Source organism: Legionella qingyii (genome assembly GCF_003184185.1).
In genome coordinates, this window is record NZ_QHJG01000012.1 from 107,701 (window position 1) to 115,655 (window position 7,955).

Here is a 7,955-nt window from a genome sequence, read left to right on the forward strand (position 1 = left end):
ATCTAAGGGGGTAGGTTTTTTAAATTTAATTTAAAATTTCTGCTCTTCCGCCCTTTTTACCTTTTTTAGTATTAATAACCGTTGCTATTCGCTCCTTAGATTCTTTTGAAAAGCATTTAGGATAAAGCTCTTCTATTAGCAACAAAGCTTGTTGTTTAAAAGAGAGACTTTCATTACGATTATTTATAACAGCTCTGTAAACATTGTTAGCTGCATCTAATTCTGGGGCATAATTCTCACATCCGTGATCCATTTGAAGGGGATTATTTTTTAGCTCCTCATGAGATAAATGTAGTTTGTCATTCATAACTCGTTGTAATTGTATTATTTGATCTTTTTTATCAAGTAGTTCAATTGATTGCGTGTATAGTGTTTGCCAATCGGCAATCTGAGCACCTATCTCTTGTACTGCTTCTTTTAATTTTAGAGGTATGTCAAATTGCATTCTTTCTGCCCATGCTAAAAATTTACCAGGTGTTATAGGATCAGGAAGTTGGCCAGCGCTATTATAATTTAATGCTAATTCTTTTATTTCTTCGAATTTTTTTACTAATGGCGATAAATGAGAATACATTTTTATGTTGTCCCATTTAATTTTTCCCGGATCTTTACCAAGAATTAAGGTAATCCCTTCTTCAATAGACCATAGTGCTTTTTTTCCAAAATAACTAAAATCAGCATTATAATATGGTTGATGAAAAAAAAGTTTTTTTTCATCATTTTCACGTTGCTCTCTTTGCTTTACAATTTCCTCATTGTAAAGTCTTTCAATCTCTTCTGCCCCAAGCTTTATCAAATCTGCTCGTATTTGCTCTTTAGGTATTGTTTCATAAGATACCTTCGTCTTATCCGATTTATCTAAAGTAGAGCAAATTGCCGCAGGCTGAATCTTTACTAAATAATCTATCTTTTTAATCAAAGCATCAACATCCATCACTTGAATTCCTTTCACTATTTAAATTTAATCAATGCTGCAGAACTAATTGGTTTTACATTATTCGGTTCTTGTGCAATCTGGTGCTTAACTAAATTTCCCCAGTTTGCCCATGCCTCCTTTTGTTCCTCTGCATAAACTGCTCGTTGATAAGTAGCAACCAACTTATTCAAAGGCTGATGATTTAACATTTTCTCAATTATATGTGGTTCTGTTTTTAAATGTTCTCCCCATGCCGTAGCAGCTGCTCTTCGAAGATCGTGGACACTAAAAGATGGTATGTCCGCTAAAGGAGCATTTGAAGCTAATTTCTTTTTTGTACCTTTAGACTTACCACGTAACCGTGCAATCGCACCTGTTAACGTATCTGTATGTATATGACCGCCCTCTTCATAACTCCCTGTATCAAAAACGAATAAAGAATGCCCTGAAATCGGCAATAACGATTGCAGAATTTCAACAGATAGAGAAGAAAGGTAAATTGTATGTGCTTGGCGATTTTTTGTTCTTTCTGATGATAGCACCCAAATTCCTTCGTTAAGATTTAATTCGTCCCAACGCATAGCGGCAACTTCACCTCGACGCGCACCTGTTAAAATGAGTAATTTAATAGCGCTAGTAAGAACAATAGACATAGATGAGATTTCCACATATGGCAATTGGGTTGAACTACTTGCTTGATCCAATGCTTGCCACAATCTACGTAGTTCATGTAATGACAATACCCTATCACGTGGTTTACTAGCCGTTGCAGCAAAGTCTTTAGGTTTAAGTAATCGTGCTGGATTTTGATCAATTAAATGACGTGTAAGGCCATAATCCATCATTAAATTAAGAGAGGATAATGCTTTCCTAGTTTCTTCTTTAATTCCTTTATGGGTCATGACATCCAGTGCCATAGATAAATGAGCGCGTGTTACATCTTTTGCTAATAAGCCAGCTAATGGTTTTTGCAGATGCAACCGCCATCGATCTTCATGACGTTTGAGCCAAGTATTCGTTACTCGTTGAGTGCTCTTTTCGAATTCAATCCAGCGCTCAAATAAAACCTGCATCGTGATTGCTTGCATATTTTCAGCAATCACAGCAGCCTTTGCCGTGCGTGGATCAATGCCGCTATTTACAAATGCTTGTAATTCTCTAATTTTATCACGTGCTTCTTTTAAACTAAGTTCTTTAGGAGTACCAATGGTCATACGCACTAAACGTTTATCGCCGGGTAAGCTATATGAGAAGAGCCAGCTTTTTGCCCCACTTGAGCGAACTCGCAAAAAAAGACCTTCACCGTCATGCAGCTTGTATTCTTTATCACGAGGAGCTGCTTTTTCTACAGCTTTAGCAGTTAGTTTTCCCATCTATTTTCCTATAATCAACTTGGCAACAGGTTGTTGCCGAATTCGGGAGTCAGTGAATCCCCAATCGGTCAATAATTGCCTTCGCTTAAATTGTGCAACGCCCTGTTGCACAATTAAACACTGAATTTGGGAGACATTATCTCGCGAATCTACGTAACATTATTCATTCCCTTTATTTTGAAGTTTCATTTGTTCTTCAAGAGCCTTAATTTCTTTATCGAAATCGGATTCAAAAAGCCTATCTTGTATGATGCGATATTTTTCAAACTCACTCTCCGCATGATCTTTAGCGATTTTTGCACTAATCTTGCCTGCATTTTGCAAAATTTCACGCTCATCAAATTCAAGAAACTTATCTAGTCGTGTAGACCAATCTTCCATTGTCATGGGAATTTTTCGTCTGGCACGGTCTTCTGCTAATTCTAAATAAGCATTGACTATACGACCGAGAGAATCTAATTCCTCAACTGTTAGGTAGTTTTTGGCAATTGGCACATCCGTTTTAAGGATTTTGCCATGTGGGCTATTTTCCCAATTTGTGAGTCCCATATGGGGTTTATTGCTATCTGCACGATTAAGTATAAGTTCTGATGCAGTGTAGCCATGAATTGCATAATGTAGTTTATTTTGTACTTTAGCGAAAAAATCCCGTGTTGTAGGTGCATTTTTATTGTAATCAACACTGGTTGCATAAATATCGGTGATTTTTTGATAGAAACGACGTTCACTGAGACGGATTTCTCGAATTTCTTCTAACAAGCGTTCAAAATAGTCTTCACCAAGGAAACTGCCATTCTCAAGCCGTTTTTTATCCAGAACAAAACCCTTGATAGAAAACTCACTCAAAATCTGTGTTGCCCACTGGCGAAATTGAGTGGCACGCTTAGAGTTAACACGATAGCCAACAGATATTATTGCATCAAGGTTGTAATATTGAGTATTGTAATTTTTACCATCGTTGGCAGTTGTTAGGAATTTCCTAATGACTGAACTTTGATCAAGCTCCTGTGATTCGAAAATGTTTTTAAGATGTTCATTAATGGTAGGTACAGTCACGTCAAATAACTCGGCAATTAGCTTTTGAGTTAGCCAAATGGTTCCCTCTTCATATCGCACCTCAATCCCATTTTCACCAGACTGATGTGTGAAAATAAGAAATTCAGCAGTACTATTACGAATAGTCAGTTTGTTTTCTGGAGGTTTGTCACTCATACTATGTCCTTTCTGTGAGGTTGGAAGTAATAACAGGTGCCTAAATGGGTGCCTAAAAATCATTGGATTTGAACGCATTCTAATGGACAAGATCGGACAAAGCAATAGGATTAATGTTATATTTTACAAGGAAACAAGAACTTTATCGGACAACATAAAATTTAATGCCTTGCGCCTCCTAAGGGGCAGGTCGGAGGTTCAAATCCTCTCCGGGACGCCAGTAAAAAAAAGAATTTTTATTCTAGGATGTGTTTACAATTCATTCCCACCGACTAATGCCCTAAAAAGATTCAGAGATTGATATTCTTTGGTGAACCCAATTTTCTTTTGAGTTGCAGTTCATACACAAATGAAATTTTCTTTTCTCTGTAAAAATCTTTTTGCGGAATGCTTGATATTTCTCTCCATTCCAAACTTTACGAAAACCATCTTTCATATTTCCGAGAGGAACTTTTGCATACGCATCGTAGCAACAGGGCACTACATCTCCATTCCAACATACAGTGGAACTTGAATAAAGTTTCCAACAGGAATTGTCTATAGTTCTCTTATAATCGGTAATACCATTACAAGAATCATAAATTGTATATTCTTTTGTCACTGTTTTGTATTTGTCAAGTAAAGCTTTTAGTAGTACTTGATCATATTGTCTAAAAATAAAATAGCGTAGAGTCACCTCGTTGGCTCCAATTTTTTTTGCTAGTTGTAGTAGTTCATCAACTTCATGTTCATTGGTTTTCATTAGAATAAATTGTAACTCAATAAATGGAGTCTTTGCGCCTAGTCTCTTTTTTGCTTCACTCAATTTTTGAATGCCATCACGTACCGTTTCAAAAAAATTCTTTCCGCGAAATTCTTTATAGGAGTGATTGGTTATACCATCCAATGAAATAGTAATTCTATCCAAACCCGTGCCTACAATTTTTTCACAGTTTGCTTCATTATTTAAAGTAGTTCCATTAGTATCCATTTGAATATAAATATTCTTGTTTTTCGCATAGTGTAACATTTCAATGTAGTGAGGATTTAAGGTAGGTTCCCCATAATTCCAGAAATAAAGCTGAAGAAGATAATCACCCACTTCATCCATTAAACTTTTAAAAAGCTCTAAGGACATATGTCCTCTTGGTCGATTTAAGGTGTTATTTCCAGTTGGGCAAGAGGGGCATGTTAAATTACAAATATTAGTTGGTTCAACATACATAGATAATGGCATATTAGGTATGTATGTTTTGTTTTTATTAAAGCTTCGATGAGTCTTTAATGAATTGATTGTTCGTTTAAAATTTTGAAAAATTAATTTTCTATTTATCAGATCCTCAAAAAGGGTGTTATACAACTGTTCGTCATATTTTCTCTTATAGGGTTTAGCTAATCGCAAACTCTTTCTGGGCTTCAATAATTCGTATAATAAGTTGTATATTAATTTATTCATATTGAAAAACTTTTCAATTCATATTTGTTAACTATAGTATATAAAACCAAAATTAAAGGTAAGTATTGAAGAGCTAAAACCTAATTTTCGGCATAATACCGCATGAATATCCGCGATAATCGATCAAATTATGCTATTTTATCCATTATGCATATTCAGCCAGGACTAATTCGCCGCACCATTATCTCAATAGCAGATAATTTTATGAATGCCTCGCTACTTTTTAGCAAAAACTCATAGTCTTTACTCAATCGTCGCTGATAATTCATCCAACGAAAAGTACGCTCGACTATCCAGCGAAATTTCACGATTTTAAAGATCTTCCGAGGGCGTTTAACCACAGTCCAAACAATATTAAAAAGAGAGAGAGCCCAGTCAATCAATTTGCTTCCAGTGTAGCCACCATCAGCCCAAATAATCTTTATGCTATTGAAAACAACTATGCGTTGAGTAATGACCAACCGCGCAACAGCTCTGTCTTGAATACCTGCAGAATGCACCATAACTGTAAGCAACAATCCAAGAACATCTACTACGATATGTCGCTTTCTTCCTTTAATTTTTTTTCCACCATAATAGCCTGTATTCAGTGCAGGTCCTGCTGTTTTTCCGTCTGACTATCGATTATGCCCGCGCTTGGCTTAGGATTTCGTCCTGAAACTACCCTTATATCTTCCCTTAGCCCGCGCATCATATCATCTAAAACACCATCATCTCGCCACTGGGAAAAATAATCATAGACCGTTGATTTAGGTGGGAAACATTTGGGTAAATAGTCCTATTGGCAACCGGCGCGCAGTGAATAAAATATGGCGCTCATAACCTCCCGCATACCGGTGGTCCTTGGACGGCCGCCTTCTTTTTCTGCAGGAATCAATGGCTTGATAATAGCCCATTGTTTGTCAGTCAAATCACTTTGATAACGCTTGCTCATCCAATTAAATCACCCTAATCTTCAAATCAGCAAAGCATAATTTAGCATCAATGATTTCGCCATAAAATGATTTTAATTTGAACATAAAATGGCTGCGCTGGAGATATTACCCTTTCCGGACAGCCTCTAAAAAGTTATTTAAACTCATGTAATTGGATTTCAAAACAACAAACATGGGTTAATTAAAACAGTTTTTTTTGAACTAAAGTATTCACATAAAGTTCTATCGCAGTAAATTACGTGAATTTTTTTTGTAGTCAAGGTATTGCCCTGGAAACGAGACTATCTAAAGATCATTGAAATTGCCCTGCCACGAACTACCCGGCTGCTTTAAAATCAATTGATTAACCGAGCAATATTAAATTTTTCGATAAGACATATCAAAAAAAATAATTGGACTTATATTGACCTAAATGGTAAAAACGAAAACTTATTTCGACTAAACATCGATTTTTTTTGATTTTTATTAATTCCCAGGATGTTTTATGCAAGATAAATCTGAACTGTGTAACAAACTTTATACCTTAGCTCAAATCAAGACATCTAATGTAAGTGCTGAATGTAAATCGGTGCTTTTCGAGATGCAAAGACTAGGACTTACCATCGATTCTACCCTTGAAAAAATTAAAATATTTTTAGGGGGTATTGTCTTATCAATGGCACAAGATCAGTGGAAATATGGGATAAAGCTCTCTGTTAATCCCGGTCAAATTGTTGAGAATGTCAAGCTCCCAAACCAGGCTAGTTGTGAAGAAATGATTAAACAGATAGGGGAGTATATTGGCAATAATCCCTATCTAATTTCTATAGATTTTTTTAAACAAAAAATTCAAGCTAGAAGCGGCAGGTCAGAGGTTTATTTTTTTCCAAATTTACAAAATAGCATGGATGAAATTAATGGGTTATTGGCTGAAATTAAATTAGCCCTAATTTCCGAAGAAGATAAAAGTAAAGCTCTATTGCTTATTTGTGTAAAAAATCAAATAGCTTTCTTTGCTAGCTCTAAAGATAATCAAGGACAGGTCGAGGATCAAACGGAAGAGAAATACCCGGAAATAAACTAGTAATCCTGATGCCGGGCAGTCTGTAGACAATTGGAGGCGTGAACATAAAATCAGGCCGTAAATCTAATTGTCCACAGATTTTAGTAGAGCGCAAATCAATTGCGCGTTTGTGATTGACTCGATTGGTGATGCTTTCCAACATCCCTCTAAATAATTTGAAAAGGAGTTTTAAATAATCATTCTTTTTATCTTAATGGTTATTGTGTTTTTGGCCATTATTAAAACCAACAGTAGAAACGAAAAAACTAATAAATTAAATTTCGAAATTCAATCAAACCACACAGAATATAATCCTGCGACAGAACTCCCAATGATGCCCCCCGGCCGGGATCCTGGTAAAAAAGGGTCATGTTTAACTTTTAATCTAAAAAATAGCGTTCGAATGAAATAGTTTATTAGCTTCTATCCAAAGTACAATAATCTAGCGTGAAATAGGTTTTATATAACCATTCGCACGCAGTATTGATGTAATAAAATCTAATTTATTATCCGTATAAGCTTCACGATCAAGATTATAAGATTGTGCTAATCTCAGTTTAAGTGACTCATAATCTAATCGCGTACTTTTATCACGACGAAGTATATCCCTAAACAATAAGCGATGTTCAAATGTATTACTATTGGACTCTACAATATGAACATGATGCGTCCTTCCTTCACCAAAAGGAGGCATTCCTTTAAAAAATCGTAAATGTGTTTTATCTGGATTTTCTTCCCAATAAATATATCCAAGTGATTCAAGAGGATAAACCCAACGATCAGCTTCTTTTATCGATTGAACGCCAATGAAAATATCAATAATTGGTTTGCTTGAAAGTCCAGGAACAGCCGTGCTTCCTATATGGTCTATAGAAACAAAAGACGCTTGATTAGCAATTGTTTTAATCGCCTTAATTTCTGCCTCTGCTAGCTTTGGCCAAGCAGGATTATAAGGTTGAATAATAATATTATCCTTAGCATTTAATTGCTTATCTCGAGCTGTACCTGTTTGATAGTCAATGATTTGTACAAAAGAACTTTT

At 35.6% G+C, this 7,955-nt stretch carries 8 protein-coding genes; 1 reads left to right on the forward strand and 7 read right to left on the reverse strand.

What is annotated here, in order from left to right; genetic code table 11:
• Positions 1–25 precede the first annotated feature (25 nt).
• From DGG96_RS08995 to DGG96_RS21400, 6 genes are all read right to left on the reverse strand, one after another.
• Positions 26–934, reverse strand: a complete 909-nt coding sequence (locus DGG96_RS08995) for a hypothetical protein (protein WP_110142385.1) — start codon at positions 932–934, stop codon at positions 26–28.
• 17 nt (positions 935–951) lie between these two features.
• Entirely contained in the window at positions 952–2,289 is a 1,338-nt protein-coding gene (locus tag DGG96_RS09000) for a tyrosine-type recombinase/integrase (RefSeq protein ID WP_110142386.1), read from the reverse strand.
• A 159-nt stretch (positions 2,290–2,448) separates the two neighbouring features.
• Positions 2,449–3,501, reverse strand: a complete 1,053-nt coding sequence (locus tag DGG96_RS09005; RefSeq protein ID WP_110142387.1) for a virulence RhuM family protein — start codon at positions 3,499–3,501, stop codon at positions 2,449–2,451.
• A gap of 280 nt (positions 3,502–3,781) precedes the next feature.
• Entirely contained in the window at positions 3,782–4,936 is a 1,155-nt protein-coding gene (locus DGG96_RS09010) for a radical SAM/SPASM domain-containing protein (RefSeq protein WP_110142388.1), read from the reverse strand.
• Between the two features lie 155 nt (positions 4,937–5,091).
• Entirely contained in the window at positions 5,092–5,526 is a 435-nt protein-coding gene (locus DGG96_RS09015) for a transposase (protein WP_110142389.1), read from the reverse strand.
• 188 nt (positions 5,527–5,714) lie between these two features.
• Positions 5,715–5,870, reverse strand: coding sequence for a transposase (locus DGG96_RS21400; protein WP_110142391.1), 156 nt, complete (start codon positions 5,868–5,870; stop codon positions 5,715–5,717).
• Between the two features lie 485 nt (positions 5,871–6,355).
• On the opposite strand from DGG96_RS21400, the gene DGG96_RS09030 reads away from it, so the two are divergent.
• Complete coding sequence (locus tag DGG96_RS09030; protein WP_110142392.1) at positions 6,356–6,934, forward strand: hypothetical protein; 579 nt, start codon at positions 6,356–6,358, stop codon at positions 6,932–6,934.
• 421 nt (positions 6,935–7,355) lie between these two features.
• Here DGG96_RS09030 and DGG96_RS09040 read toward each other — a convergent pair.
• Positions 7,356–7,955 (reverse strand): GrpB family protein (locus DGG96_RS09040; protein ID WP_165831596.1); only part of this gene is annotated, 600 nt, incomplete at its 5' end.

Excerpts from the sequence above, each read along its gene's own strand:
- DGG96_RS08995 (WP_110142385.1), bottom strand. The coding sequence starts at position 934 with ATGGATGTTGATGCTTTGATTAAAAAGATAGATTATTTAGTAAAGATT.
- DGG96_RS09000 (WP_110142386.1), bottom strand. The coding sequence starts at position 2,289 with ATGGGAAAACTAACTGCTAAAGCTGTAGAAAAAGCAGCTCCTCGTGAT.
- DGG96_RS09005 (WP_110142387.1), bottom strand. The coding sequence starts at position 3,501 with ATGAGTGACAAACCTCCAGAAAACAAACTGACTATTCGTAATAGTACT.
- DGG96_RS09010 (WP_110142388.1), bottom strand. The coding sequence starts at position 4,936 with ATGAATAAATTAATATACAACTTATTATACGAATTATTGAAGCCCAGA.
- DGG96_RS21400 (WP_110142391.1), bottom strand. The coding sequence starts at position 5,870 with ATGAGCAAGCGTTATCAAAGTGATTTGACTGACAAACAATGGGCTATT.
- DGG96_RS09030 (WP_110142392.1), top strand. The coding sequence starts at position 6,356 with ATGCAAGATAAATCTGAACTGTGTAACAAACTTTATACCTTAGCTCAA.